26 protein-coding genes and 1 pseudogene are annotated in these 26,119 nt (G+C 58.3%); 8 read left to right on the top strand and 19 right to left on the bottom strand.

The genetic code is table 11. The features are described 5' to 3' along the window. Positions 1-58: 58 nt before the first annotated feature. Entirely contained in the window at positions 59-1,423 is a 1,365-nt protein-coding gene (locus tag LCH65_RS25380) for an aspartate aminotransferase family protein (RefSeq protein ID WP_058416232.1), read from the bottom strand. Positions 1,424-1,491: 68 nt separating this feature from the next. Continuing rightward, positions 1,492-2,850, bottom strand: a complete 1,359-nt coding sequence (locus tag LCH65_RS25375) for a glutamine synthetase family protein (protein WP_002555767.1) — start codon at positions 2,848-2,850, stop codon at positions 1,492-1,494. 594 nt (positions 2,851-3,444) lie between these two features. Between LCH65_RS25375 and LCH65_RS25370 the strand changes: the two genes are divergently transcribed. Together LCH65_RS25370 and LCH65_RS25365 are read left to right on the top strand one after the other, a co-directional pair. Continuing rightward, complete coding sequence (locus LCH65_RS25370) at positions 3,445-4,821, top strand: glutamine synthetase family protein (RefSeq protein ID WP_003413528.1); 1,377 nt, start codon at positions 3,445-3,447, stop codon at positions 4,819-4,821. Positions 4,822-4,996: 175 nt separating this feature from the next. Next, a complete protein-coding gene (locus LCH65_RS25365) occupies positions 4,997-5,629 on the top strand; it encodes a TetR/AcrR family transcriptional regulator (RefSeq protein WP_226439924.1) in 633 nt (210 codons plus the stop codon). Between the two features lie 513 nt (positions 5,630-6,142). Here LCH65_RS25365 and LCH65_RS25360 read toward each other — a convergent pair. The 7 genes from LCH65_RS25360 to LCH65_RS25330 all read right to left on the bottom strand — a co-directional run bounded on the left by LCH65_RS25360 (position 6,143) and on the right by LCH65_RS25330 (position 12,962). Then, entirely contained in the window at positions 6,143-6,358 is a 216-nt protein-coding gene (locus LCH65_RS25360; RefSeq protein WP_002555770.1) for a TOBE domain-containing protein, read from the bottom strand. 26 nt (positions 6,359-6,384) lie between these two features. Continuing rightward, a complete protein-coding gene (ssuB, locus tag LCH65_RS25355) occupies positions 6,385-7,197 on the bottom strand; it encodes an aliphatic sulfonates ABC transporter ATP-binding protein (RefSeq protein WP_003427335.1) in 813 nt (270 codons plus the stop codon). Beyond that, positions 7,194-7,991 carry an aliphatic sulfonate ABC transporter permease SsuC gene (ssuC, locus tag LCH65_RS25350; protein ID WP_003372180.1) on the bottom strand — a complete coding sequence of 266 codons (798 nt, stop codon included), beginning with the start codon at positions 7,989-7,991 and terminating at the stop codon, positions 7,194-7,196. The genes ssuB and ssuC overlap by 4 nt, the downstream gene beginning before the upstream one ends. Positions 7,992-8,019: 28 nt before the next feature. Next, positions 8,020-8,985, bottom strand: coding sequence for a sulfonate ABC transporter substrate-binding protein (locus LCH65_RS25345; RefSeq protein ID WP_003372182.1), 966 nt, complete (start codon positions 8,983-8,985; stop codon positions 8,020-8,022). A gap of 350 nt (positions 8,986-9,335) precedes the next feature. Further along, positions 9,336-9,974, bottom strand: a complete 639-nt coding sequence (locus tag LCH65_RS25340; RefSeq protein ID WP_226439923.1) for a peroxiredoxin — start codon at positions 9,972-9,974, stop codon at positions 9,336-9,338. A gap of 168 nt (positions 9,975-10,142) precedes the next feature. After that, positions 10,143-11,501, bottom strand: a complete 1,359-nt coding sequence (locus LCH65_RS25335; protein ID WP_044310201.1) for an OprD family porin — start codon at positions 11,499-11,501, stop codon at positions 10,143-10,145. 1,020 nt (positions 11,502-12,521) lie between these two features. Continuing rightward, positions 12,522-12,962 carry a hypothetical protein gene (locus LCH65_RS25330; protein ID WP_003372188.1) on the bottom strand — a complete coding sequence of 147 codons (441 nt, stop codon included), beginning with the start codon at positions 12,960-12,962 and terminating at the stop codon, positions 12,522-12,524. Here LCH65_RS25330 and trmL point away from each other — a divergent pair. Beyond that, positions 12,961-13,416, top strand: coding sequence for a tRNA (uridine(34)/cytosine(34)/5-carboxymethylaminomethyluridine(34)-2'-O)-methyltransferase TrmL (gene trmL / locus LCH65_RS25325; RefSeq protein WP_226439922.1), 456 nt, complete (start codon positions 12,961-12,963; stop codon positions 13,414-13,416). The genes LCH65_RS25330 and trmL overlap by 2 nt on opposite strands. 273 nt (positions 13,417-13,689) lie before the next feature. Here trmL and secB read toward each other — a convergent pair whose 3' ends face one another. The 3 genes from secB to LCH65_RS25310 are packed head-to-tail and all read right to left on the bottom strand — an operon-like array spanning position 13,690 to position 14,886. Beyond that, positions 13,690-14,178, bottom strand: a complete 489-nt coding sequence (gene secB / locus LCH65_RS25320) for a protein-export chaperone SecB (protein WP_003372189.1) — start codon at positions 14,176-14,178, stop codon at positions 13,690-13,692. A gap of 40 nt (positions 14,179-14,218) precedes the next feature. Next, entirely contained in the window at positions 14,219-14,470 is a 252-nt protein-coding gene (grxC, locus tag LCH65_RS25315) for a glutaredoxin 3 (RefSeq protein ID WP_002551467.1), read from the bottom strand. 2 nt (positions 14,471-14,472) lie between these two features. Further along, positions 14,473-14,886, bottom strand: a complete 414-nt coding sequence (locus LCH65_RS25310) for a rhodanese-like domain-containing protein (protein ID WP_003318290.1) — start codon at positions 14,884-14,886, stop codon at positions 14,473-14,475. Positions 14,887-15,042: 156 nt separating this feature from the next. On the opposite strand from LCH65_RS25310, the gene gpmI reads away from it, so the two are divergent. The 5 genes and pseudogenes from gpmI to LCH65_RS25285 all read left to right on the top strand — a co-directional run. Next, entirely contained in the window at positions 15,043-16,575 is a 1,533-nt protein-coding gene (gene gpmI, locus LCH65_RS25305) for a 2,3-bisphosphoglycerate-independent phosphoglycerate mutase (RefSeq protein WP_226439921.1), read from the top strand. A 153-nt stretch (positions 16,576-16,728) separates the two neighbouring features. Beyond that, complete coding sequence (locus LCH65_RS25300) at positions 16,729-18,054, top strand: murein hydrolase activator EnvC (protein ID WP_044310203.1); 1,326 nt, start codon at positions 16,729-16,731, stop codon at positions 18,052-18,054. A 33-nt stretch (positions 18,055-18,087) separates the two neighbouring features. Then, the gene (locus LCH65_RS25295) at positions 18,088-19,425 is read left to right on the top strand and encodes a S41 family peptidase (RefSeq protein WP_003372196.1); all 1,338 of its coding nucleotides are present in this window, start codon (positions 18,088-18,090) and stop codon (positions 19,423-19,425) included. 3 nt (positions 19,426-19,428) lie between these two features. Then, positions 19,429-20,211 (top strand): divergent polysaccharide deacetylase family protein, encoded by a 783-nt coding sequence (locus LCH65_RS25290; protein WP_003434694.1) that lies wholly within the window; start codon positions 19,429-19,431, stop codon positions 20,209-20,211. A 119-nt stretch (positions 20,212-20,330) separates the two neighbouring features. Beyond that, positions 20,331-20,555: pseudogene (locus LCH65_RS25285) on the top strand (hypothetical protein); the annotation flags it as partial. A gap of 13 nt (positions 20,556-20,568) precedes the next feature. Here the strand turns inward: LCH65_RS25285 and LCH65_RS25280 are convergent. The 7 genes from LCH65_RS25280 to LCH65_RS25250 all read right to left on the bottom strand — a co-directional run bounded on the left by LCH65_RS25280 (position 20,569) and on the right by LCH65_RS25250 (position 25,914). Then, positions 20,569-21,324, bottom strand: a complete 756-nt coding sequence (locus tag LCH65_RS25280) for an ABC transporter substrate-binding protein (RefSeq protein WP_044310206.1) — start codon at positions 21,322-21,324, stop codon at positions 20,569-20,571. A 185-nt stretch (positions 21,325-21,509) separates the two neighbouring features. Further along, positions 21,510-22,280 carry an imidazole glycerol phosphate synthase subunit HisF gene (gene hisF, locus LCH65_RS25275; protein WP_002551458.1) on the bottom strand — a complete coding sequence of 257 codons (771 nt, stop codon included), beginning with the start codon at positions 22,278-22,280 and terminating at the stop codon, positions 21,510-21,512. Positions 22,281-22,299: 19 nt separating this feature from the next. Beyond that, the gene (gene hisA / locus LCH65_RS25270; RefSeq protein WP_003372206.1) at positions 22,300-23,037 is read right to left on the bottom strand and encodes a 1-(5-phosphoribosyl)-5-[(5-phosphoribosylamino)methylideneamino]imidazole-4-carboxamide isomerase; all 738 of its coding nucleotides are present in this window, start codon (positions 23,035-23,037) and stop codon (positions 22,300-22,302) included. A gap of 87 nt (positions 23,038-23,124) precedes the next feature. Next, positions 23,125-23,385, bottom strand: a complete 261-nt coding sequence (locus LCH65_RS25265) for a DUF2164 domain-containing protein (RefSeq protein WP_226439920.1) — start codon at positions 23,383-23,385, stop codon at positions 23,125-23,127. Between the two features lie 4 nt (positions 23,386-23,389). After that, on the bottom strand, positions 23,390-24,028 hold the full coding sequence (gene hisH / locus LCH65_RS25260; protein ID WP_003434704.1) for an imidazole glycerol phosphate synthase subunit HisH: 639 nt from the start codon (positions 24,026-24,028) through the stop codon (positions 23,390-23,392). Next, positions 24,028-24,621, bottom strand: a complete 594-nt coding sequence (gene hisB / locus LCH65_RS25255; protein WP_002551454.1) for an imidazoleglycerol-phosphate dehydratase HisB — start codon at positions 24,619-24,621, stop codon at positions 24,028-24,030. Before hisB ends, hisH begins: the two co-directional genes overlap by 1 nt. 93 nt (positions 24,622-24,714) lie before the next feature. Further along, positions 24,715-25,914: an amino acid aminotransferase gene (locus tag LCH65_RS25250; protein WP_003434710.1), complete on the bottom strand. Its 1,200-nt coding sequence runs from the start codon at positions 25,912-25,914 to the stop codon at positions 24,715-24,717. Positions 25,915-26,119 lie beyond the last annotated feature (205 nt).

Below are 26,119 nucleotides of genomic sequence, written 5' to 3'. Positions count from 1 at the left end.
AAGCCGAAGCCCCTCAAACAATGCACATTGCGCTTGAATCGACGCTTTTTTTGCGTTTTCAGCCCTGCAACACCGCCAGCGTCAGATCCAGGCATTTGCGCGCCTTCTCGACCAGCTCATCGATTTGCGCAAAACTGATCACCAGCGGTGGCGCAATGATCATGGTATCGCCCACAGCCCGCATGATCAGGCCATTGTCGAAGCAGAAGGTTCGACAGATCATTCCCGCGCCCTTGTCGGTATAGCGCTCGCGGGTGGTCTTGTCCTTCACCAGCTCGATGGCCCCCAGCAAACCGACACCCCGGACTTCGCCCACCAGCGGATGATCGCTCAACTCACGCAAACGCTTTTGCAAATACGGTGCCGTTTCCGACCTGACCCGTTCGACGATCTTTTCTTCGCGCAGGATACGGATGTTCTCCAGCGCCACCGCCGCAGCCACCGGGTGCCCGGAGTAGGTAAAGCCATGATTGAAATCGCCGCCCTCATTGAGCACCGCGACGATTTCATCGCGCACGATCAGGCCGCCCATCGGTACATAACCGGAGGTCAGGCCTTTGGCGATGGTCATCATGTCCGGCTTGAGGCCGTAGAAATCGCTACCGAACCACTCACCGGTACGCCCGAAACCACAAATCACCTCATCGGCGGCGAACAGGATGTCGTAGCGGGAAAGGATTTCCTTGATCTTCGGCCAGTAGGAATCGGGCGGGACGATCACACCGCCAGCGCCCTGGATCGGCTCGGCAATGAACGCACCGACGTTCTCGACGCCCAGTTCGAGAATTTTCTTTTCCAGTTGCTCGGCAGCCCAGATACCGAACTCGTCCGGCGTCATGTCGCCGCCTTCGCCGAACCAGTATGGCTGGGGAATGTGCACCACCCCCGGAATCGGCAGGTCGCCCTGCTCGTGCATGTACGTCATGCCACCCAGGCTGGCACCGGCGACGGTGGAGCCGTGGTAGCCATTGACGCGGCTGATGATGGTTTTCTTGTTCGGCTGGCCTTTCAGCGCCCAGTAATGACGAACCATGCGCAGCATCGTGTCATTGCCTTCAGAGCCAGAACCGGTGAAGAACACATGGTTCATGCCCTGCGGTGCAATCTCGGAAATGGCCTTGGCCAACTCCAGCACGGGCGGGTGGGCGGTCTGAAAAAACAGGTTGTAGTACGGCAGCTCGCGCATTTGTTTGCTGGCTGCGTCGGCCAGTTCTTCGCGGCCATAACCGATGGCCACACACCACAGGCCGGACATGCCATCGAGGATCTTGTGGCCCTCGCTGTCCCACAGATAAACGCCTTCGGCACGGGTGATGATGCGCGGGCCTTTCTCTTTCAATTGTTTGTAGTCGCTGAACGGTGCCAGGTGATGCTCGCTGCTCAGGGCCTGCCATTCGAGGGTTTGCGGGTTGTTGGCACTCATGCAGCACTTCCTTTGATCAGGTCAGTAGGCAGAGCGCAGCGCATCAATCGCAGCGGCGCTCTGCGTGATCAGACGGCGAAAAGCAGGAATTCCCGCTCCCACGAACTGATCACGCGCTTGAAGTTTTCATGCTCGGCGCGCTTGACTGCGACGTAACCGATGATGAATTTCTTGCCCAGGTATTTTTCGATGGTCTTGCTGTTTTCCATACGCTCCAGCGCGTCTTCGATGGTCAACGGCAGACGCAGATTACGCCGCTCGTAACCCCGCCCGACCACCGGTGCGCTCGGGTTGATGCCTTCGACCATGCCGATGAAGCCGCACAGCAGACTGGCGGCGATGGCCAGATAAGGGTTGGCATCGGCACCCGGCAAACGGTTTTCCACGCGACGGTTCTGCGGTACGGCGTCCGGCACACGCAGGCCGACGGTGCGATTCTCTTCGCCCCACTCGACGTTCACTGGCGCCGAAGTGTCGGGCAGAAAGCGCCGGAACGAGTTGACGTTGGGTGCGAACAGCGGCAACAGCTCGGGGATGAACTTCTGCAGACCACCGACGTGGTTCAGAAACAGCTCGCTCATGGTTCCGTCTTCGTTGGAGAAGATATTCTTGCCGGTCTCGATGTCGATGATGCTCTGGTGCAAGTGCATGGCACTGCCTGGCTCGCCGGTCATCGGCTTGGCCATGAAGGTTGCCGCGACGTCGTGCTTGAGGGCGGCTTCGCGCATGGTGCGCTTGAACACCAGAATCTGGTCGGCCAGCGACAGGGCATCACCGTGACGGAAGTTGATTTCCATCTGCGCCGTGCCGTCTTCGTGGATCAGCGTGTCCAGGTCCAGGTTCTGCAGTTCGCACCAGTCATAGACGTCTTCGAACAGCGGATCGAATTCGTTGGCCGCTTCGATCGAGAACGACTGACGCCCGGTTTCCGGTCGCCCGGAGCGCCCGATCGGTGGCTGTAGCGGATAGTCCGGGTCGTCGCTACGCTTGGTCAGGTAGAACTCCATCTCCGGCGCCACGATTGGCTGCCAGCCCTGATCGGCGTAAAGCTTGAGGACCTTCTTCAACACGTTGCGCGGCGACAGCTCGATGGGGTTGCCCTGCTTGTCGTAGGTGTCGTGAATCACCTGCGCAGTGGGCTCGACCGCCCAGGGCACCAGATACACCGCGTTCTGGTCGGGACGGCAGATCATGTCGATGTCAGCCGGGTCCAGCAGCTCGTAGTAGATATCGTCTTCTACGTAGTCGCCGGTCACCGTCTGCAACAGCACGCTTTCAGGCAGGCGCATGCCTTTTTCAGCGATGAACTTGTTGGTCGGCGAGATCTTGCCGCGCGTAATCCCGGTGAGGTCGGACATCATGCATTCGACTTCGGTAATCTTGTGTTCTTTCAACCAATCGGTGAGCTGGTCGAGGTTGGTACTCATAAATACCTCAGGGTTTTATTGTCCTGATCGTGATCAGGCGTTCCAGACGCATCGGCGTCATGATGTACAACTCGTTTCGGCAGACGCCGATTAGGGGTAAGGTGACAGCTGCGGGGCCGGATTTCCAGACGGCAGCGGTCACACTGACGACGCCGTTATAGTGGTAATGTCCAGCGCTGAGAGTAGAGCAGACTGGCTTCGATAGCCGTTCAGGGGTGTCGCACAGTGTGGCAACCCACCACGAGCACCGATATCACAGGCATGATGAGCGCTGTACGGACTTGATAGTCGCGTGTCGACCAGGGAAAGGTGAAGCATAGGACCCCCGCTATTGTTGCTCTACTGGGTTGCGATCGAGCTTAGCCTCGTTCATTTTTTTATACAACAACCCGTTAAAAATAGAAGACAGGCCGCTCTAGCTCGTATTTAACAGCGGTCAGAAACGGAATAAAACGCCCTAAATAGCGGCAAAAAAGGCCATATGGCGCAGTTTTAGGGCAAAAAAAGGCTCTATTGACTTCATCATGGCTTTCGGATTGACTGAGATCCGCAATCATTGATGATTGATATTTTTAACAACAAAGGTGTTGCATCATGTCGGTACCCCCGCGTGCCGTTCAGCTTAACGAAGCGAACGCGTTCCTTAAGGAACATCCTGAGGTTCTGTACGTTGACCTTCTGATTGCAGATATGAATGGTGTGGTGCGTGGCAAACGCATCGAACGCACCAGCCTCCATAAGGTTTACGAGAAGGGCATCAACCTGCCTGCCTCTTTATTTGCTCTGGATATCAATGGCTCCACGGTGGAAAGCACCGGCCTGGGCCTGGACATCGGTGATGCTGACCGAATCTGTTATCCCATCCCTGACACCCTGTGCAACGAGCCATGGCAAAAGCGCCCTACCGCGCAGTTGCTGATGACCATGCACGAACTCGAAGGCGACCCGTTTTTCGCCGACCCGCGTGAAGTATTGCGCCAGGTCGTCGCCAAATTCGACGAAATGGGCCTGACCATCTGCGCAGCGTTCGAGCTGGAGTTCTACCTGATCGATCAGGAGAACGTGAACGGTCGCCCACAACCGCCCCGCTCGCCGATCTCCGGCAAACGCCCGCACTCGACACAGGTCTACCTGATCGACGACCTCGACGAATACGTCGACTGCCTTCAGGACATCCTCGAAGGTGCGAAGGAACAAGGCATTCCTGCCGACGCCATTGTCAAGGAAAGCGCCCCAGCTCAGTTCGAAGTCAACCTGCACCACGTCGCCGACGCGATCAAGGCGTGCGATTACGCCGTATTGCTCAAGCGCCTGATCAAGAACATCGCCTACGATCACGAGATGGACACGACCTTCATGGCCAAGCCCTATCCGGGTCAGGCGGGTAATGGTCTGCACGTTCACATCTCGATCCTGGATCGCGATGGCAAGAACATCTTCACCAGCGAGGATCCCGAGCAGAACGCCGCATTGCGTCATGCAATCGGCGGTGTGCTCGAGACCCTGCCGGCACAAATGGCTTTCCTGTGCCCGAACGTCAACTCGTATCGCCGGTTCGGTGCGCAGTTCTATGTGCCCAACTCGCCGACCTGGGGTCTGGACAACCGTACGGTCGCCGTTCGCGTACCGACCGGCACCGCCGACGCGGTACGTATCGAACACCGCGTTGCCGGTGCCGATGCCAACCCGTATCTGGTGATGGCTTCGGTCCTGGCGGGCGTGCACCACGGCCTGGTCAACAAGGTCGAGCCTGGCGCCCCGGTAGAAGGCAACTCCTACGAGCAACATGAACAAAGCCTGCCGAACAACCTGCGTGATGCACTGCGCGAGCTGGACGACAACCCGGTGATGGCCAAGTACATCGACCCGAAATACATCGACATCTTCGTGGCCTGTAAGGAGAGCGAGCTGGAAGAGTTCGAACACTCCATCTCCGACCTCGAGTACAACTGGTATCTGCATACGGTCTGATTGAGGCCGAGTAGTAAAAAACGCCGCAGGCTTTGAGCCTTGCGGCGTTTTTGTTTGGTGTGCACCCCCCGGCACCTATCGTTCCAGCGTGGGAGCGATGATCGTTTGGCGACGACAGCGATTCATCCCGTCAGAATCCCTTACAATGCCCGCAGCCCAACCAAGAGCCACGCCCATGACACGCCCCGCCACGCCTCGCAAACCTCAAGCACGCAGCCAAGCCAGAATCGATTCGATTCTCGACGCCGCGCGCACGCTGCTTGCCGAACAAGGAGTGGCCAGCCTGTCGATTTACAGCGTTGCCGAGCGAGCCGGCATTCCGCCCTCGTCGGTGTACCACTTCTTCGCCAGCGTCCCTGCACTGCTTGAAGCACTGACCGCCGACATCCACGCCGCCTTTCGCGCGTCGCTGCAGGCCCCCATCGATCACGACCAGCTCGCCACTTGGCGCGACCTGTCACGCATCGTCGAACTGCGCATGCTGGCCATCTACAACGCCGACGCCGCCGCCCGCCAATTGATCCTTGCCCAGCACGGCCTGACCGAAATCAACCAGGCCGACCGCCAGCACGATATTGAGCTGGGGCACTTGATGCTTGAAGTGTTTGACCGCCACTTTCAGTTGCCCGCACTGCCGGACGATGTAGACGTGTTTGCGCTGGCCATGGAACTGGGGGATCGCGTGTATGCGCGTTCGGTGCAGTTGCATGACGAGATCACACCACGCATGGCCGAGGAAGGGATGCGGGTATTTGATGCTTATCTGGGGTTGTATTTGCCGGTGTTTTTAGTGAAGAGGGCAGATTGAGAATTACGACCGAGTGGATTTATTTTTTCTCTCGGGTTCTGTAGATACTTAGCCTGGTCTCTTTTTTCTCGCTTCAATGCCGCGACCTGATCAGCATAGGTGGTTGAATTCTAATTATCCGTACCTTCAATCCTGGACCTATAATTTATCTTCTCTTGAAAATACTTAATTCTTGCAGCGAAAGCTTCAGCTTCTAGCGTGCCATTGATATAAATAGAACTGTCAGGCTTAGGCTTTTTAATACCGGCAGCTTTAAGTGCAGCATAATATTTTTGGCGTGCACTCCTCACGACAGGATCTCTTCTGGCAAAGCCTATTTGATGCCCTCCTCGTCTTTTACTCGGCCTCGATGAAGCTGCTTTACTGGGTTGAAGAGGTCATGGCAGTTTCTTCAAATAGAGCCAGCTGTCAGCATCCGGCAAAACCGCTACGTCGCTACCTCACATAACTGCTAGGTAAAAAGCAAAAAACCCCGGAGGGTCAGGACCGTCCAGGGTGTTTTTTGCCCATCGTTTACAGCTTGGCGATGGAGACTTCAGTGGACTTCACGAAGGCGATGACTTCGCTGCCGACGACCAGCTCCAGCTCCTTGACCGAGCGGGTGGTGATGACCGAGGTCACGACACCCGACGCGGTCTGTACGTCGATTTCCGACAGTACGTCGCCGTGGACGATTTCCTTGATGGTGCCTTTGAACTGATTGCGAACGTTGATGGCTTTAATAGTCATGGCATGTCTTCCTTTGGGTATCAGGGTTAATTTGCCCAGCGCAATTGCGTAGGCAGTGGCGAAAACGGTTCCGGGTCAGGTGGCGAACCCGGCAGGGCCAGCACACGGTTGAGCACTTCAGCCTCCAGCGCCGCAAGGCGGTGCGAACCACGAACACGCGGACGTGGCAGGTCGACCAGCAGATCGAGACCGATCTGCCCCTCTTCGATCAGGATCACCCGGTCGGCAATGGCCACGGCCTCGCTGACGTCGTGGGTTACCAGCAGCACCGTGAAACCATACTGGCCCCACAGCTTTTCGATCAGTTGCTGCATTTCGATCCGGGTCAGGGCATCCAGCGCGCCCAACGGCTCGTCGAGCAACAGCAGACGCGGCTTATGAATCAGTGCACGAGCCAAGGCAACGCGCTGCTTTTGGCCGCCGGACAATGCGGCAGGCCACTCATTGGCGCGCTCGGCGAGGCCGACGGCCTCAAGCGCTTCGAGGGCCTGCGCCCGCCAGTCGCCGCTCAACCCGAGGCCGACGTTGTCGATGATCTTTTTCCAGGGCAGCAAGCGCGCTTCCTGAAACATCAATCGCGTGTCTTCGCGGGCATCGTCCAATGGTGCAGAGCCGGCAAGCAGCTGGCCTTGCGTTGGTTTGTCGAGGCCGGCGAGCAGACGCAACAGTGTGCTTTTGCCACAACCGCTGCGGCCGACGATGGCGACGAACTGACCGGCAGGGATGTGCAGGTCGATGTCCTTGAGCACCTCACGGGCACCGAACGCTTTTTTCAGCTTGCGTACTGCCAGCGGGATGCCACGCAGCAAGTGTGGAGGTTGCTGTTTCAGACTGGTCATGCGGCACCGCCTTTGCTCACTTGATAGGCCGGGTGCCAGCGCAGGCAGACACGTTCCAGGCCTCGCGCCGCCAGATCGGCCAGCTTGCCGAGTACGGCATACAACACGATGGCCAGCACCACGACGTCGGTTTGCAGAAACTCCCGCGCATTCATCGCCAGGTAGCCGATGCCGGAGCTGGCAGAAATGGTTTCCGCGACGATCAGCGTCAGCCACATGAAGCCCAGCGCAAAGCGCACGCCGACCAGAATCGAAGGCATGGCGCCCGGCAGGATCACATGACGGAACAGGCTGAAACCTGACAGGCCATAGCTGCGGGACATTTCTACCAGTGCCGGATCGATGTTGCGGATGCCGTGGTAGGTGTTCAGATAAATCGGGAACAGGGTGCCCAGCGCGACAAGGAATATCTTGGCGGTCTCATCAATGCCGAACCACAGAATGACCAGCGGAATCAGCGCCAGGTGCGGCACGTTACGGATCATCTGCACCGAGCTGTCCAGCAGACGCTCGCCCCATTTGCTCAGGCCGGTGATGAAGCCCAGCGCCAGACCGATGCCGCCGCCAATGGCGAATCCGATCCCGGCGCGCCAGCCGCTGATCGCCAGGTGCGTCCAGATTTCGCCGCTGGCGACCAGGTTTATCCCCGCTTCGATGACCGCGCTGGGTGCGGGCAGAATGCGTGTGGATAACCAGCCGGCGCTGACCGACAGCTGCCAGGCTGCCAACAACAGCACTGGAAGTGCCCAAGGCGCCAGTCGATGAACGATGCGTTGCGAAGCACTGAGGCTCATGGAGTTGTCTCCTCGAAGGGCCTGACGATCACTGTGCTTGAGCAACAGCAGCAGGGGGTGTCCAGACCACATCAGCAATGCTGAGCGGCTTCGGAATCAGCTTGAGCTGGTAGAAGGTGTCAGCGATTTTCTGCTGTGCCGCCACCACCGGCGGGGTCAGGAACTGCGCGCCGTAGCCCTGACGCTTCACTGAAGTCAGGGTGATGTCGGCCGGCAGCCCCAGCAACGGTGCGACCTGTTGGGTCACTTCATCGGGATTGGCCTTGGACCATTCGCCCACCGCACGGACCTCCTCGATCAGGGCCTGAATGACCTTGGGGTTTTTCTGCGCGTATGGCTTGGTGGCGAGATAGAACTGATGGTTGTCGACAATGCCGGTGCCGTCTTTCAAGGTCCGCGCCTGCAATTGCTTTTCAGCTGCGGCCTGGTAAGGGTCCCAGATGACCCAGGCATCCACGCTGCCGCGCTCGAAAGCGGCACGCGCATCGGCCGGAGGCAGGAAGACGGTCTGGATATCGGTGTATTTCAGGCCGGCATCTTCCAGTGCCTTGACCAGCAGGTAATGGACGTTCGAGCCTTTATTGAGGACGACTTTCTTGCCCTTCAGGTCTTTGACCGAGGTGATCGGGGAGTCTTTTGGGACCAGGATGGCTTCACTGGTCGGTGCTGGCGGCTCATAGGCTACATACAGCAGATCCGCGCCTGCGGCCTGAGCGAAGACTGGCGGCGTTTCGCCGGTGACGCCGAAGTCGATGGAACCGACATTCAGGCCTTCAAGCAGTTGAGGGCCACCGGGGAACTCGGTCCACTGGACTTTAACGCCCTGCTCGGCCAGACGCTTTTCCAGCGAGCCCTTGGCCTTGAGCAGCACCAGCGTGCCGTACTTCTGGTAACCGATGCGCAGATCTTCCGCCTGGGCCTGAGTGACCGCACCAAGAGCGACCGCAGCAGCAAACAGCGCGACAAGGCTTCGACGCAAAATGACAGTGCGCATATGCGCTCCTTTACCTATTTGGGGTGATCCCCTGCTCGAACGGTGAGGGACGAGCAAGGTGGGAATAGGCACGACATTAACAGCCCTTTTTTATATCTATAAATCTTATTTATTCATTTAGTTATTCCATAAGCGAATATAAGGGAAGTGCCGTTGCCTGCGCGTTACGGACCTGTGACGCAGAGCGTCACGACCTGCATTCCCAGGCTGGAGCGTGAGGAACGATAATCTCAGCTATCGTGCCCATGCTCTGCGTCCGCGGTTGATCAAGCGACGCAGCAAGCGGCAGGGAACAATAAAAAAGGGCCGATAAATCGGCCCGAATAACCCCACGCTTGGTAGATCGAAAATCAGCGGTTTGGCTGTGGTGTCAGGCGTAGATAGGGCGTGACTGCCTTATAGCCCTTGGGAAAGCGTTGCTTGATCTCGGCTTCATCCTTGATCGACGGCACGATCACTACGTCATCACCGTCCACCCAGTTGGCGGGCGTGGCGACCTTGTAGTTGTCGGTCAATTGCAGAGAGTCGATAACGCGCAGAATCTCGTGGAAGTTACGCCCGGTGCTGGCCGGATAGGTGATCGTCAGACGCACCTTCTTGTTCGGATCGATCACGAACAGCGAGCGCACAGTCAGTGTGTCGTTGGCATTGGGATGAATCAGGTCGTACAGGTCGGAGACCTTGCGGTCGGCATCGGCCAGAATCGGGAAGTTGACCAGGGTGTTTTGCGTGGTGTTGATATCGTCGATCCACTTGATGTGCGAATCGACCGGGTCCACCGACAGCGCAATGGCTTTTACGCTGCGCTTGGCGAACTCGTCTTTCAATTTGGCGGTGAAACCCAGTTCTGTGGTGCACACCGGCGTGAAGTCAGCCGGATGAGAAAACAACACACCCCAGCTGTTGCCGAGCCATTCATGAAATCGGATACGACCCTCGCTGGATTCCTGCTCGAAGTCAGGGGCGATTTCGCCAAGTCGCAGTGTCATGGTGTTGCTCCTTGTCTTTATCAGGTAGGCCTTGGTATAGCACTACTGTGCGCCCTGTCGAGGAAAGTTAAAAAGAATAAATAATGCGCCTTATAGACCTGTCAGGAATATCAAAAACAGGCAAAAGAAACCCCGCACGGGGCGGGGTCTCTTTGAGCATCAATACACTTACATGAAGTTGTAGGTGTAGTTGAAGATCAGACGGGTTTGATCGGTGTTGGTCGAGTTGTTCAGGTCGCCATCCGCACGGTAAGTACCGTGACGCAGGGTGGTGCCAAAACCTTTCATCGGACCGCTCTGGATCACGTAGTCAACGCGCATGTCGGTTTCCCACTCGGAATATTCTTCTTTACCGGTAGTGCGATCACGAATGTCGTCTGCGTGCAGGTAAGCGATGGCTGCTTTCAGGCCTGGAACACCCACCTTGGCGAAGTCATACGAGTACTGACCGAACGTGGTGTTTTCACCCGCGCGGTTGAAGCCGTTGATCATCGAGTCAGTGAACAGGTAGAAGCTCGAACCGCCGTTGCCTTCAAGACTCGAAGTGCTGGTGCCGTTCTTGGTGACGTTGCCTTGGTTCAGGAAAACCATGCCGCCGTCATCGCCAATCTGCTGATGGCCAACCATGAACGCATGGCCGCCCAGGGCGTAGGTAAACATGGCGGACCAGGTGGAGTTATCCACTTCGCCAGCGTTCTTGGCATAACCGTTGTTGTTGTTGAAACGGTAGCCGGTTGCTGCGTCGCTGTTTTTGCCGTCAGAGCTGCTGTTGAAATAACGCAGGTCAGTCTTGAAGGACTGGTTGGCGTCGATTTGGTAAACGTGTACCAAGCCGAGGAAGTGCTGCTTGTAGAAGTCTTCCAGATTCGCGTAGTAGTACTGCAGGGTCAGGTCTTTGGTGACTTTCCAGTCAGCACCGGCGAAGCGGAACTGATCGGCAGTCTCGGAAGCGCCGGCAATGGACAGGTCAGTCCAGTTGCTCGAAGCACGGCCGATGGATTTGTTCAGCTGACCGGCAGTGAAGGTGACGTTGTCCAGATCCTTGGAAGTCAGGATGCCGCCCTGGAAAGCCTGAGGCAGAAGACGACCATCGTTGCTGACCAGAATTGGCAGGTTAGGTGCCAATGCGTTACCGACTTTCAGCTCGGTTTTCGAGAAGCGTACCTTGCCGTTGGCGCCCAGACGGCTCCATTCGCTGACAGCAGAACCGTCGCTGTCGGTAGGCAGAATGCCGCCGTTCGCTGCAGGAGCGTGGTTGCCACGGCCGCCATCAAGGTGAACACCGACCAAGCCCTGGACGTCCAGACCAAAACCGACAGTACCTTGAGTGAAGCCCGACAGGTAGTCGAATTTCAGGCCAGTGGCCGTCTCACGGTTGTTGTGGGTAGTGCCTTCGCGGAAATCGTTGTCAAAATACAGGGTACGAGAACTGACGGACGCTTTACTGTCTTCCAGGAAACCAGCTGCGCTGGCCTGCTGAGCCAATACACCAACGGTGACGGCCAAAGCCAGGGTGGACTTCTTCATTACTACGCTCCTCGTGAATCTAATTTTTTATATCCATGGTGCCGGGCTTGGCCCTGACCCACAGATTAGCGATAGGCGACAGTCCCGATCCGAGATCAATGGATTCTGTTCGCCCTGACTTTTGACTAGACCGCTTTTGTCGATGACAACACGTTGGTGCAATACCCTTATGCGCTGAAGAAACCATCGCTGGAATCTTGAGAACATCCAGTCATATGTCACAACTCGTGTCAGCAAAGACGTCACGGAGTGTATCGACCTAACTACCCATTTCCCAAAACTTATTTTGGTACCGTTCGTCAGATCTATCATTTTCGTGCGCCCGACCGGAAAAATGCACCTTCACCGGTCTCGATCTCCGCCAGTAGAGTACAGATGCAAAACTGACGAAAGCCTTGTATTACGGGAACTTCGGGGAGATTAGTCAGTTAATGTGACAGTTGTCATCACTTTGACGGCGCACCTCGTTCAAGCACAAAAATTTTTTTTCACTTTGCTTTTTTGGGCCATTTTCAAGCGTTTTTCGGCCTTCCGAGCCGTCCTTCACTGTAGCCCACGTGAACAAAAAGGCAATTCTGGTGTCGGGCGCTGTAACAGCCAGCTGATTGGCCAATGCGCAAACAGCTCATTTATGCATGAGACTGGGACGGTCCATCATCGAGTTCGAATGAATGAGTGCATCAGTATGGTTTTTTGCACCCTCGTGGTGCGCAAATTGAGTGCACTCCTGAAAACCGAAAGGCTGGAACATGTACTACGTTACGAGGGATGAGCGACGCTGCACTACGGCTCCGTTCTATAGCCAAATCACCTTCGGCACTCGAAGAACATGTATAAATATTTATAATTCAAAGAGTTATGCGCCGCACAAATAAAGCATGGCATCACACAGAGAGGACCCGTCTCACACGCGGATGCGTTTTTTCTGAAACGATTTGAAAACTGGCACGCCCCCTGCAATAGGTATTGCATCACCAGTTTTGGGGACCTTGGTACAGGCAGGCCGGGGATTCCCCTCTTTTATTCCTCCCGGAGACTGACCTCCAGTCTCCAGCGCCCGTCCACCTTCTCAGTGCGCCAGTCGCCATGAAGTGGACGGGCTGCCAGGAGCGTCAGCACCAACCCCTTCTCTCCCCGTTCCACCTTCCAGCGCGCAACCCTATTGTCGAACCTCAGTTGGCCCGTCCACGGCTGTCCTGACGCATCGACGTTGAGTACCACGGCACCATCCACCGTCGCGCCGCGATACTTCGGTTCTTCGTTGAACCAGAGCGCCAGACCGGCAGGCAATTCTTCGATCTGCTCCAGTTCAACCGGGTCAGGTTGCTGCAGACGGCCGATAATCGTGCCCACGGTAAACCCGACAATCGCCATGGAACCAAGAACACGCGGCCATAGCTTCGGTCTCGGGTCCTCTTCAAGGGTAGAATGCATCCCGTCCTTTCGTTCGGAGCCGTGCATGTTTCACGTCATCCTTTTTCAACCAGAAATTCCGCCGAATACCGGCAATGTCATCAGGCTATGCGCCAACAGTGGCTGCACCCTGCATTTGATCAAACCCTTGGGTTTCGAGCTGGACGACAAGCGCCTGCGCCGTGCCGGGCTCGATTATCACGAGTATGCCACGCTGCAGACACATGCTGACCTGGCAAGCTGCCTGGAGAAGATCGGCAACCCGAGGTTGTTTGCCTTCACCACCAAAGGCTCGCGGCCTTTTCATGATGCGAGCTTTGAGCCAGGCGATGCCTTTCTGTTCGGTCCGGAAAGCCGTGGCCTGCCCGCCGATATTCTTGACTCGCTGAGCAGCGAGCATCGCCTGCGACTGCCCATGCGTGAGGGCTGCCGTAGCTTGAATCTGTCCAACACGGTGGCCGTGGCCGTCTATGAGGCATGGCGTCAGCACGGATTTGCTTAGGCCTAAGTGTGGCATTTGCTTAATCAGACTGATGCTCCGCATCACACAGCGGTTCTGCGATTCAGTGAGATTCAGGCTCGACTCAGGTCACCTTTTCGCCCCTCGGCGACTCACTTTGAGGGACCAAAGTGAGCAAAGTCCTTCGCTCCTGTTTCCGGCCCGACTTCGTCGGGTTCCTTCGCGATAAAAAGCATCCATTTGGCCCAGCCGCCATTCTTGAACAGACACAAAAAAAGCGCCCCGAAAGGCGCTTTTTGTTTGCAGCGGTAACGCTTACTGAACAGTCGGCGTTTCGCCAGCTTCCTGCATGCGTTGCAGTTCTTGCGCGTACAGGGCGTCGAAGTTCACCGGAGCCAGCATCAGCGCAGGGAACGAGCCACGTACGACCAGGTTGTCGATGGCTTCGCGAGCGTAAGGGAACAGGATGTTCGGGCAGAATGCGCCGAGGGTGTGGCTCATTGCGCCGTCGTCCAGGCCCTTGATCAGGAAGATACCGGCCTGTTGCACTTCAACGATGAAGGCAACTTCGTCGCCGTTGTTGACGGTCACGGACAGGGTCAGCACGACTTCGTAGAAATCACCTTCCAGCTGCTTCTGACGGGTGTTGAGGTCCAGGCTGACGGTCGGCGTCCACTCCTGGCGGAAGATCGCCGGGCTTTTTGGCGCTTCGAACGACAGGTCGCGAACGTAGATACGCTGCAGGGAGAATTGTGGGCCGTTTTCTTCGTTGGCAACGGCGTCGTTGTTCGGTTGATCGGTCATCTCGGATCCTTGTCAGATTAGGCTGAAAGATTAAGGGATATCAGGCCAGCAGCGCATCGAGCTTGCCGGCACGCTCCAGAGCAAACAGGTCATCGCAGCCGCCCACGTGGGTCGAGCCGATCCAGATTTGCGGTACGGAAGTACGACCGGCCTTCTTGGTCATTTCGGCACGCAGCTGCGGCTTGCCGTCGACGCGGATTTCCTCGAAGGCCACGCTCTTGCTCTGCAGAAGCTGTTTGGCACGTATGCAATACGGGCAGTAGTCGCTGGAATAGACGATGACTTGAGCCATGTTCACTTCACCAGAGGAAGGTTATCGCCGCGCCAGCTGGAAATGCCGCCGGACAGCTTGGCCGCCTTGAAGCCGGACTTGAGCAGCTCGCGGGCGGTGGTGCCAGCATGCTGCCCCATTGCATCGACTATGATCAACGTCTTGTCCTTGTATTTCTCCAGTTCGGCGGTACGGGTCAGTACCTTGTCCTGTGGGAAATTCAGGGAGCCGACGATGTGCCCTGCGGTGTAATCCTTTTTCGAGCGCACGTCGATGACCACGCCCTGATCGCTGTTGACCAGTGCGGTCAGCTCGCGAGTGCTCAGGCTGGCGCCGCCCTTGCTCATTTCGTAAGCAATCAGCAGTCCCAGCAGAATGACGAAGGCACCGGTGATCAAATAGTGGTTAGTGGCGAATTCAAGCAGGTGAGCAACCATCAGTAGGTTCCAGGGCGTTAAAATGTCGGCCAGTATACACAGCAGCCAAGGTCGGCCAAAGTCCGTACGGCAGTGACGCCGTTTGAACTTGTCCTTAAAATGCCGTTCCCTTGTACTTTGTTCATCTCTTTATCCAATCAGCATCGAGTGGGTTCTATGACTGCCACGCCAAAACCTCTGGTTCTTATCATCCTGGATGGCTTCGGACACAGCGAAAGCCACAAGGGCAATGCCATTCTGGCCGCGAAGATGCCGGTCATGGATCGTCTCTACCAAACCATGCCCAATGGCCTGATTTCCGGGTCGGGCATGGATGTCGGTCTGCCGGACGGGCAGATGGGCAACTCCGAGGTCGGGCACATGAACCTGGGGGCCGGGCGTGTGGTGTATCAGGACTTCACTCGGGTGACCAAAGCGATTCGCGATGGCGAGTTCTTCGAAAACCCGACCATTTGCGCCGCCGTGGATAAAGCCGTCGGCGCCGGCAAGGCCGTGCACATCATGGGCCTGCTGTCCGATGGTGGTGTACACAGCCACCAGGATCATCTGGTTGCGATGGCTGAACTGGCGGTCAAACGCGGTGCAGAAAAAATCTACCTGCACGCCTTCCTCGACGGTCGCGACACGCCACCGCGCAGCGCGAAGAAATCCCTCGAGCTAATGGACTCAACCTTCGCCCGTCTGGGCAAGGGCCGTACCGCCACGATCGTCGGCCGCTACTTCGCCATGGACCGTGACAACCGCTGGGACCGGGTTTCGTCTGCCTATAACCTGATCGTCGACAGTGCCGCCGAATTCCACGCAGACAGCGCCGTTGCCGGGCTCGAAGCCGCCTACGCACGCGACGAGAACGACGAGTTCGTCAAAGCCACGCGCATTGGCGGAGCCGCCCGCGTGGAAGATGGCGATGCGGTGGTGTTCATGAACTTCCGCGCCGACCGCGCCCGTGAACTGACTCGTGTGTTCGTCGAAGACGATTTCAAGGACTTCGAGCGCGCCCGCCAGCCGAAGGTCAACTATGTGATGCTGACCCAATACGCGGCCAGCATTCCTGCGCCGTCCGCTTTTGCTGCAGGCAGCCTGAAAAACGTGCTGGGCGAGTACCTGGCGGCCAACGGCAAGACCCAACTGCGTATCGCCGAAACCGAGAAATACGCCCACGTCACGTTCTTCTTCTCCGGCGGCCGTGAAGAACCGTTCCCGGGTGAAGAGCGCATTCTGATCCCGTCGCCGAAAGTCGCCACCTACGACCTGCAGCCTGAGATGAGCGCACCGGAAGTGACCGACAAAATTGTCGATGCCATCGAACATCAGCGTTATGACGTGATCGTCGTCAACTACGCCAACGGCGACATGGTTGGCCACAGCGGGATCATGGAAGCCGCGATCAAGGCTGTGGAATGCCTGGACGTGTGTGTCGGGCGCATCACCGAGGCGCTGGAAAAAGTCGGTGGTGAAGCGCTTATCACCGCTGACCACGGCAACGTCGAGCAAATGACTGACGACCACACCGGCCAGGCGCACACCGCGCACACCTCCGAGCCGGTACCGTTCGTTTATGTGGGCAAACGTCAGCTGAAAGTTCGCCAAGGCGGCGTTCTGGCCGATGTCGCGCCGACCATGCTGCATCTGCTGGGCATGGAGAAACCGCAGGAAATGACCGGTCACTCGATTCTTGTGAACGAGTAACCCGGTCAAAACCGGCCTTTAGCCATCAGGCAAGGCCGGTTTTTTATGTTTCAGGCCTCAAAGCAGTGGTTGCGAGGCGTTTTTTTTGCAGCGCATGGCGGGCATACTAGGCCTGACATTTTTTCTCACAATTCCTCGGTATCGCCCACCCACATGCTTCGCGCCTTGATTGCCCTTGCTCTGATCTGCCTGCTCAATCCGGCGTTTGCCGAAGACGAGCGTGTGCAAACCCAAAAACAGATAGATGCTGCGCGTCAGGATGTGGCGGAGCTGCAAAAAGTCCTGGGCAAGCTTCAGGAAGAACGTGCAGGCGTCCAGAAGGACCTGCGCACCACTGAAACCGAAATGGGCAAGTTGGAAAAGCAGGTCGAGGTCCTGCAAAAGGAACTAAAAAAGACGGAAACCGAGCTGCAAAAGCTCGACAGTGAAAAAAAGAAACTGAACAGCGCACGTGTTGAACAGCAACGCCTGATTGCCATCCAGGCCCGCGCCGCCTACCAGAGTGGCCGCCAGGAGTACCTCAAGCTGCTGCTCAACCAGCAACACCCCGAGAAGTTCGCCCGAACCCTCACGTATTACGATTACCTGAGCCAGGCGCGCCTGGAGCAGCTACGCAATTTCAATGAAACCCTGCGCCAGCTGGCCAATGTCGAAAAAGACATCGACCTGCAACAGGCCCAACTGCTGGTGCAGAAAAGCAACCTGGACAGCCAGAGCGAAGAGCTGGCCAAGGTTCGCCAGGAACGTCAACAGGCGCTGGCCAAGTTGAATCAGGACTACAAGGCCCGCGATCAGAAACTGCAGGCACGTCAGCAGGATCAGGCCGACCTGGCCAAGGTCCTCAAGACCATCGAAGAAACCCTGGCTCGCCAGGCACGTGAAGCCGAAGAAGCTCGCCAGAAGGCGCTGGTTGCAGCCCGCGAGGCGGAAGAAAAGCGTCAGCGCGAAGCTGAAGCCGTCGCCCGCAATAACAGCAGCAACAGCAGCAGTAAAAGCGATGATGAACCGGCACCGCGTCGCCCGGTCAAAGCCCCCGGCGCAGTCGTTTCCAGTGCCGGAGTTTCCTACGGCGGACCTTTTGCAGAGGCCAGGGGAAAACTTCCATGGCCTATCGATGGTCGACTGCTTGCGCGTTTCGGTGAAGCCCGCGGTGATGACGAACGGACCAAATGGGACGGCGTCATGATCAGCGCCGCAGCCGGAAGCCAGGTACGTGCCGTGCATGGCGGACGAGTGGTGTTCGCCGACTGGTTGCGCGGTGCCGGGCTTCTGGTCATTCTCGACCATGGCAACGGTTATCTGACCCTTTACGGGCACAACCAGAGCCTGCTCAAGTCGGCAGGTGACATTGTAAAAGCCGGTGAAGCGATTTCCACGGTCGGCAATAGTGGCGGTCAGGACACGGCAGCGTTGTACTTTGCTATTCGTCAGCAGGGTCGCCCCAGCGATCCGGCCCAATGGTGCCGCACTCAAGGATAAGTCGGCGTCAATATCTGTAGGAGTTCGTTAGACATGCTGCATTTGTCCCGCCTCACCTCGCTGGCCCTGGCAATTGCCATCGTTATCGGCGCGCCGCTGGCGCAAGCTGCCGAAAAGACCGCGCCAGCCACGCCTGCAGCAGTCTCGCCCGCCAAAACCAATACCACCGCAAAGCCACCGCTGCCGCTCGACGAGTTGCGCACCTTTGCCGAGGTCATGGACCGGGTCAAGGCGGCCTACGTGGAGCCGGTCGACGACAAGACCCTGCTGGAGAACGCCATCAAGGGCATGCTCAGCAATCTTGATCCGCACTCCGCCTATCTTGGCCCGGAAGATTTCCAGGAGCTGCAGGAAAGCACCAGCGGCGAGTTCGGTGGGCTGGGCATCGAAGTCGGCGTCGAGGACGGTTTCGTCAAGGTGGTTTCGCCCATCGACGACACACCGGCTTCCAAGGCTGGCATCGAGGCAGGCGACCTGATCGTGAAGATCAACGGTACGCCGACCCAGGGCCAGAACATGCAGGAAGCGGTCGACAAGATGCGCGGCAAGATCGGTGAAAAGATCACCCTGACGCTGGTCCGCGATGGCGGTACGCCGTTTGACGTGACCCTGGCGCGGGCGACCATTCAGGTCAAGAGCGTCAAGGCGCAGATGCTGGAAAATGGCTACGGCTACATCCGCATCACCCAGTTCCAGGTCAAGACTGGTGACGAAGTCGGCAAGGCACTGGCCAAATTCCGCAAGGACAACGGCAAGAAGATGAGCGGCCTGATTCTCGACCTGCGCAACAACCCGGGCGGCGTGCTGCAATCGGCGGTGCAGGTGGCGGATCACTTCCTCACCAAGGGCCTGATCGTCTACACCAAAGGCCGCATCGCCAACTCCGAATTGCGCTTCTCGGCAGACCCGGCAGACGCCAGCGAAGGCGTGCCTTTGGTAGTACTGATCAACGGCGGCAGCGCCTCGGCATCGGAAATCGTTGCCGGCGCCCTGCAAGACCAGAAACGCGGCATCCTGATGGGCACTGACACCTTCGGCAAAGGCTCGGTGCAGACCGTTCTGCCGCTGAACAACGATCGCGCCCTGAAGATCACCACCGCGCTGTACTACACGCCGAACGGCCGCTCGATCCAGGCCCAGGGCATCAACCCGGACATCGTGGTACGTCGGGCCAAGGTCACCAGCGAAGCAGACGGCGAGAACTACAAGGAAGCCGATCTGCTGGGTCACCTCGGCAATGGCAACGGCGGCGCGGACAAACCGACCGTCAAGGGTGGCGCAGCCGCCAAGGCGCGTCCGCAGGATGACGACTTCCAGCTCAGCCAGGCGCTCAGCCTGCTGAAGGGGCTGAGTATCACCCGCGGCAATTGACGGATGCGCTTTCTCGCTCTGTTGCTGCTGACCCTCTCGATCACTGGCGCTGCCCATGCAGCGCCGGCAGAGAGCAGCGGCAAACCGCCCAAGGCCTACCTGAGCCTGATCATCGACGACCTGGGCCAGAATCCGCAGCGCGACAGCCGCACACTGGCGCTTCCCGGCCCGGTTACTCTGGCGATCATGCCCGACACCCCGCACGCCACCGAGTTTGCCCGCCAGGCCCATCGCGCAGGCAAAACGGTCATGCTGCACATGCCCATGGACCCCGCGACCGGCCCTTACGCCTGGCACCCCGAACTGCCACTGCCTGAGCTGGAAAGCCGTCTCAATGCTGCCCTGCTGAAGGTGCCGTATGCAGCCGGTATCAACAACCACATGGGCAGCCGGATGACCGCCGAGCCGGTCGCCATGACCTGGCTGATGGCCGAGCTACAGCGTCGTCACCTGTTTTTCGTAGACAGCCGCACCAGCGCGAAAACCGTGGCCGCCGCCGAAGCTCAGCGTATCGGGCTGGCCAGCGTCTCGCGTGACGTATTCCTGGACGACGAACGCACCGCAGAAGCCATCACCCGCCAATTGCAGACCGCGATAAAAATCGCCCGCAAATATGGCTCGGCCGTGGTTATCGGCCACCCCTACCCTGTCACGCTGGATGTACTGGAGCGCGAACTGCCCAACCTCAAGGCTCAGGGCGTCGAATGGATCGACCTGCGCAGCATGATCGGCGAACGCGGCAATCAGGCGAGTGCGGCGCATGGCAAGAATGGGATTTATCGCTGATCGCACCTCTTCCACGTCAGCACTCTCCATACGCCAGGTCCGGCAAATCTGCTTTCCGTGTCCACCACCGTCTCAGCCTTGATGAACGTGTCAATTCCGACTCAAAGGAAGGTGCCTCAATGACGGAGGCCAAGACACATTTATCAGGGATTGATGATGAAACCGACCATGATGACGGAGGCGAAGGGCTGATGACTCTCGCACCTTCGATAGCCCTGCTCAACGCCGACGGCTCGCGCGACCACTGGAACGGCGTCGGCTGTATCAACACCCGGTCAGGGTCAAACTGCACGGCGACGCTGATCGATAGCCGAAGCGTCGACAGCCCGCCTGACGCGCCCGCAGCGGGCTGAGCGGTTACTGATAGCGCGCCTTGGCGGCATCGACCCAGCCTTCAGCGCGCATCTGATCGAGGGCCTTTTGCAGGCGTCTGACGACCTCGTCAGGCGTGCTCTTGTTGACCGCCAGGTAAAGTTCGGCGCTGTTGAACCGCAGCGCTGTCTTGAAGCCGGTGACGCCTTCCAGCTTCGCCAGATAGCGGCCAACCGGATCGCCTACCGCCCACAGGTCGATCTGGCCGTTGGCGAGTTTTTTCACGTTGTCGCGGTCACGCAACATCAGGATCGGGTTCAAGCCCATGGTTCTAAGGCGCTCGCCAATGGCATCGCCCTTGTAGGCCCCGATGCGGTAATCCCTGGCCTGCTCCAGCGACGTCAAGGTGATCGGGCTGTCGCCGCGCGCCAACATGATCCAGTCGTAGGAACCTACCGGGCCGACCCATTTGAAGAGGTTTTCACGTTCGGGCAGGCGGGTGGTGGAAAACACGCCGTAACCGGGCTTTTCCAGGGCCAGTTTGTAGACTCGGTCCCACGGAAAGCGCAGCGTCATGCTGTAGCCGATATTGGCGCGCTTGAACATCTCGCGCACCACTTCGGCGGCGATACCGTCAATGTTATTTTCCTGGGCGAAATTCTTGCCGTCGACCGCCATGTTGAACGGCGGGAAGTTCTCGGTCAGCAACACCATGGAATAAGGCGTCGACTCGCTGGCCCGGACACCTTCACTCGACAAGACACCGATCCCGATCAGTGCAAGCAATAGGCGTTTGAACATGTTCCGGCACTCGATCGTGAACGACGCATGCAGAGTGCCGTGAACCCGGCGCACTGTCTAGCGCGCTGTCCGGCGATGTCGCTTACAGGCAATATTCGAATGCCACAGGGCTGAAACAAAGCGAGCGCCGGCTGTTTCAAACCCTTGGCCTGAAACAAGCGGCGCCCGCTTTCATGCGCCGTGACTCAGCGCACGACAATCCCGCGGCTGGCCATGTAGGCCTTGGCTTCAGGGACCGTGTATTCGCCAAAGTGGAAGATACTCGCCGCCAGCACAGCGCTGGCGTGGCCCTCGATGACACCGGCAGCCAAGTGCTCGAGGTTGCCGACGCCACCTGAAGCAATCACCGGAATACCCAGCGCATCGCTGATGGCGCGCGTGACGCCCAGGTCGAAGCCGTTTTTCATGCCGTCCTGGTCCATGCTGGTCAGCAGGATCTCGCCAGCGCCCAGGTCTTCCATCTTTTTCGCCCAGAGCACCGCGTCCAGCCCGGTGGGTTTACGCCCGCCGTGGGTGAAGATTTCCCAGCGCGGGGTTTCGCCCGGACCGGAGACCTTCTTGGCGTCGATAGCGACCACGATGCACTGCGACCCGAAACGCGCGGCGGCCTCACCGACGAACTCGGGGTTGAACACCGCGGCCGTGTTGATCGAGACCTTGTCGGCACCGGCGTTGAGCAGGTTGCGGATGTCCTGCACGGTGCGCACGCCGCCACCAACGGTCAGCGGGATGAACACCTGACTGGCCATGCGCTCGACGGTATGCAGCGTAGTGTCGCGGCCATCGACGCTGGCGGTGATGTCGAGGAAGGTGATTTCGTCGGCACCCTGCTCATCGTAACGACGAGCGATTTCCACCGGATCGCCTGCGTCCCGGATGTTCTCGAACTTGACGCCCTTGACCACTCGACCGTTGTCGACGTCCAGGCAAGGGATGATGCGTTTGGCTAGGGCCACAGGGTCAATCTCCAGCTGTTCAGCGTTGTTCGCGGTCGCAGAGCGCCTGAGCTTCGGCCACATCCAGCGTGCCTTCGTAAATCGCACGGCCGGTGATCGCGCCGATGATGCCCGGAGCCTTCGCATTCAGCAGCGCCTGGATGTCGCCCAGGTTATGGATACCACCCGAGGCGATCACCGGGATCCGCGTGGCAGCCGCCAATGCCGCGGTGAACGGGATGTTACAGCCCTGCATCATGCCGTCTTTGGCGATGTCGGTGTAGACAATGGCCGACACGCCATCGGCTTCGAAACGCTTGGCCAGATCAATGACCTGCACCGAGCTGACTTCAGCCCAGCCGTCGGTGGCGACGAAACCGTCCTTGGCATCCAGACCGACAATCACCTTGCCGGGGAACGCACGGCAGGCTTCGGCCACGAACTCGGGCTCTTTGACGGCCTTGGTGCCGATGATGACGTAGCTCACGCCCGCCTTGACGTAATGCTCGATGGTTTCCAGCGAACGGATGCCACCACCGATCTGGATTGGCAGGTTCGGGTAGCGTCGGGCGATGGCCGTGACCACATCACCATTGACCGGCTGACCTTCGAACGCACCGTTCAGATCGACCAGATGCAGACGGCGGCAACCACCCTCGACCCACTTGGCGGCCATGGCCACCGGGTCATCGGAGAACACCGTGGAATCTTCCATCCGGCCCTGACGCAGACGGACGCAGGCGCCGTCCTTGAGATCGATAGCGGGGATAATCAGCATGCTTTTTCCTTGGTCAAAAAGAGCGGCAAGCTGCAACGATGCGCACTCACCCATTCTTGCTGCTTGATGCGTGCAGCTGCTTTCTAGCTAATTTTTTTCGAGTGCCCACAAGTCACTTTCGATGCTCTCGAAGCGCTCCTTGAGCTGCTGCTGAACATCGAAAATGGCGCGATTGTAGTAGTGCGGGGCAATCTCGCGCGTGAACAGCTCGAGGACTTCAGCCACTTCGAACGAGCCCAGATCCAGCTCGAAGCGCTCTGCGAACAGGCGCTTGAGCTTGTCGATCGCCTGTTGCTCATGCTCGGGCGAGAGGGTCAGAATCGGTGGCTTGGCCTTGGCTTTGCTCATGCGCTTACCAGCGACCATCCCAGGCGGCGAAGTTCTGCAGCAACTGCAGGCCGTGGGTGTGGCTCTTTTCAGGGTGGAATTGCACCGCAAAACGCGAACCGTCGGCCAGGGCAGCGGCGAAATCGAGGCCGTAGTGACCACGTCCGACCACCTGACGCTGATTGGCGGCATCGATATAGAAACTGTGCACGAAGTAGAAACGCGCCTGATCAGGAATGTCATGCCACAGCGGGTGATCCACCGCCTGAGCGACCTGGTTCCAGCCCATGTGCGGCACTTTCAGGTGCTCGCCCTCTTCGTGCAGGTCCTTGCCGAAAAACTTTACCTGGCCGGGAAACATGCCGATGCAGTCCACACCGCCGTTCTCCTCGCTGCTGTCGAGCAACGCCTGCATACCGACGCAGATCCCCAGAAACGGACGGTCCTGGCTGACTTCCCTGACCAGCGAATCAAAGCCCAGACGGCGAATCTCGGCCATGCAGTCGCGAATCGCGCCCACACCCGGAAAAACGATGCGGTCGGCTTCGCGAATCACCTTGGCGTCACTGGTAATCAGCACACGGCCTGCGCCCACATGCTCCAGCGCCTTGGCGACAGAGTGCAGGTTGCCCATGCCGTAATCGATGACCGCAACTGTCTGCATCAGAGCACACCCTTGGTCGATGGCATCTGTCCGGCCATACGCTCATCCAGCTCGACCGCCATGCGCAGCGCACGACCGAAAGCCTTGAACACGGTCTCGATCTGGTGGTGAGTGTTGGTGCCACGCAGGTTGTCGATGTGCAGCGTCACGTTCGCGTGGTTAACGAAGCCCTGGAAGAACTCCTGAAACAGGTCCACGTCGAAGCCGCCTACAGTGGCGCGGGTGTACGGCACATGCATCTGCAGGCCCGGACGCCCGGAGAAATCGATGACCACGCGCGACAGCGCTTCGTCGAGCGGCACGTAGGCGTGGCCGTAACGACGAATGCCCTTCTTGTCGCCGATCGCCTGGCTGAACGCCTGGCCCACGGTGATGCCGACGTCTTCCACCGTGTGGTGGTCGTCGATTGCCAGGTCACCCTTGCATTCGATGTCCAGATCGATCAGCCCGTGCCGGGCGATCTGGTCGAGCATGTGCTCAAGAAAAGGCACGCCGATATCGAATCGGGCCTTTCCGGTACCATCCAGGTTGATCGAGGCTTTGATCTGGGTTTCCAGAGTATTGCGCTCGACGTACGCCTTACGTTCGGCCATCACCAGCTCCGCAAAATCATTGGGCGAAAAAAAGGCGAGCATTATAGGCCCAGAAGCGCCCGCCATGAAGCAAACAGACGACCAGCAGGGTATTTAACGGGCGAAGAGGCTCGCGATTGCGTTACATACCTTGTCGATATTCCCTTCATTCAAACCGGCCATGCATACCCGACCACTGCGCAGCATGTAAATGCCGTGAACATCTTTCAGTTCATCGACTTGCTGCGGGGTCAGACCGGTGTAGCTGAACATCCCGTTCTGCCTGAGGATAAAGCTGAAATCGTGGCCGGAGACCTTCTGCGCCAGCACCTCGACCAGACGCGTGCGCATGTCGATGATACGCAGGCGCATGGCCTCGACTTCGCCCAGCCACTGCTCGCGCAAGTGCGGTGTGTTGAGCACTTTCGACACCAGAAACGCGCCATGTGCAGGCGGGCTGGAGTAGTTGCGGCGCACGGTCGCCTTGAGCTGGCCGAATACGTTGGCAGCGGAGGCCGCGTCTTCACAGACCACCGACAGCCCGCCTACCCGCTCGCCATACAGCGAGAAGATTTTCGAGAACGAGTTACTGACCAGCGTTGTGATACCTGCGTTGGCCATCGCCCGGATGGCATAGGCGTCTTCGTCCATGCCTTTGCCGAAACCCTGATAGGCGATATCCAGGAACGCAATGAGCTGACGATCCTTGATCACTTCGATCAGGCGGTCCCATTGCGCCACCGTCAGATCGGCACCGGTCGGGTTATGGCAGCACGGGTGCAGCAGGAGGATGCTCTGCGCCGGCAGCCCCTGCACCGTGTCGAGCATGGCCTCGAACCTCACGCCACCCGTCTGGGCATCGAAGTACGGGTACGCGTTGACTTTGAAGCCCGCTCCGCCGAACAGCGCGTTATGGTTTTCCCAGGTCGGGTCGCTGACCCACACCTGCGAGTCCGGAAACGCATACTTGAGGAAATCGGCACCTATCTTGAGTGCCCCCGAGCCGCCCACGGTTTGAATGGTGGCCACACGGCCTGCCTGAACCAGCGGGTGATCGGCACCGAACAACAGGGTTTGCACCGCCTGCCGATACGCCGCCAGGCCTTCCATCGGCAGGTACACGGACGCTGCCTGCTCGCCTTCGGCCAGTTGCTGTTGCGCCGTTGCTACACAGGCCAATTGCGGAATGCGGCCCTGTGCGTCGTAATACAGACCGATGCTCAGATTGACCTTGTCCGCACGCGAGTCCTTGCCAAAGGTCTCCATCAGCGAAAGGATCGGATCACCGGCGTATGACTCCACGTGGGCTAGCATGCAAACAACTCCTTCAGGCAATAAAATCAGGGCTGACTAATGTAGCAGCGTATGCACCGGAACGGGCAGTGCATCGAGTACATAGGGTCAACTGAATATGACTATCGCGACGAATAAAATCCGGACGCGATGATCAAAAGCGCAGTGCACCAACAACCCAGGCAAAAAAAAGCGCCTGCACCGAGGTGCAAGCGCTTTTCTGTTA

The sequence above is a fragment of the Pseudomonas sp. MWU16-30316 genome (genome assembly GCF_020515645.1).
GTDB lineage: Bacteria > Pseudomonadota > Gammaproteobacteria > Pseudomonadales > Pseudomonadaceae > Aquipseudomonas > Aquipseudomonas cerasi.
This window is presented reverse-complemented; position numbering and strand designations above follow the sequence as displayed.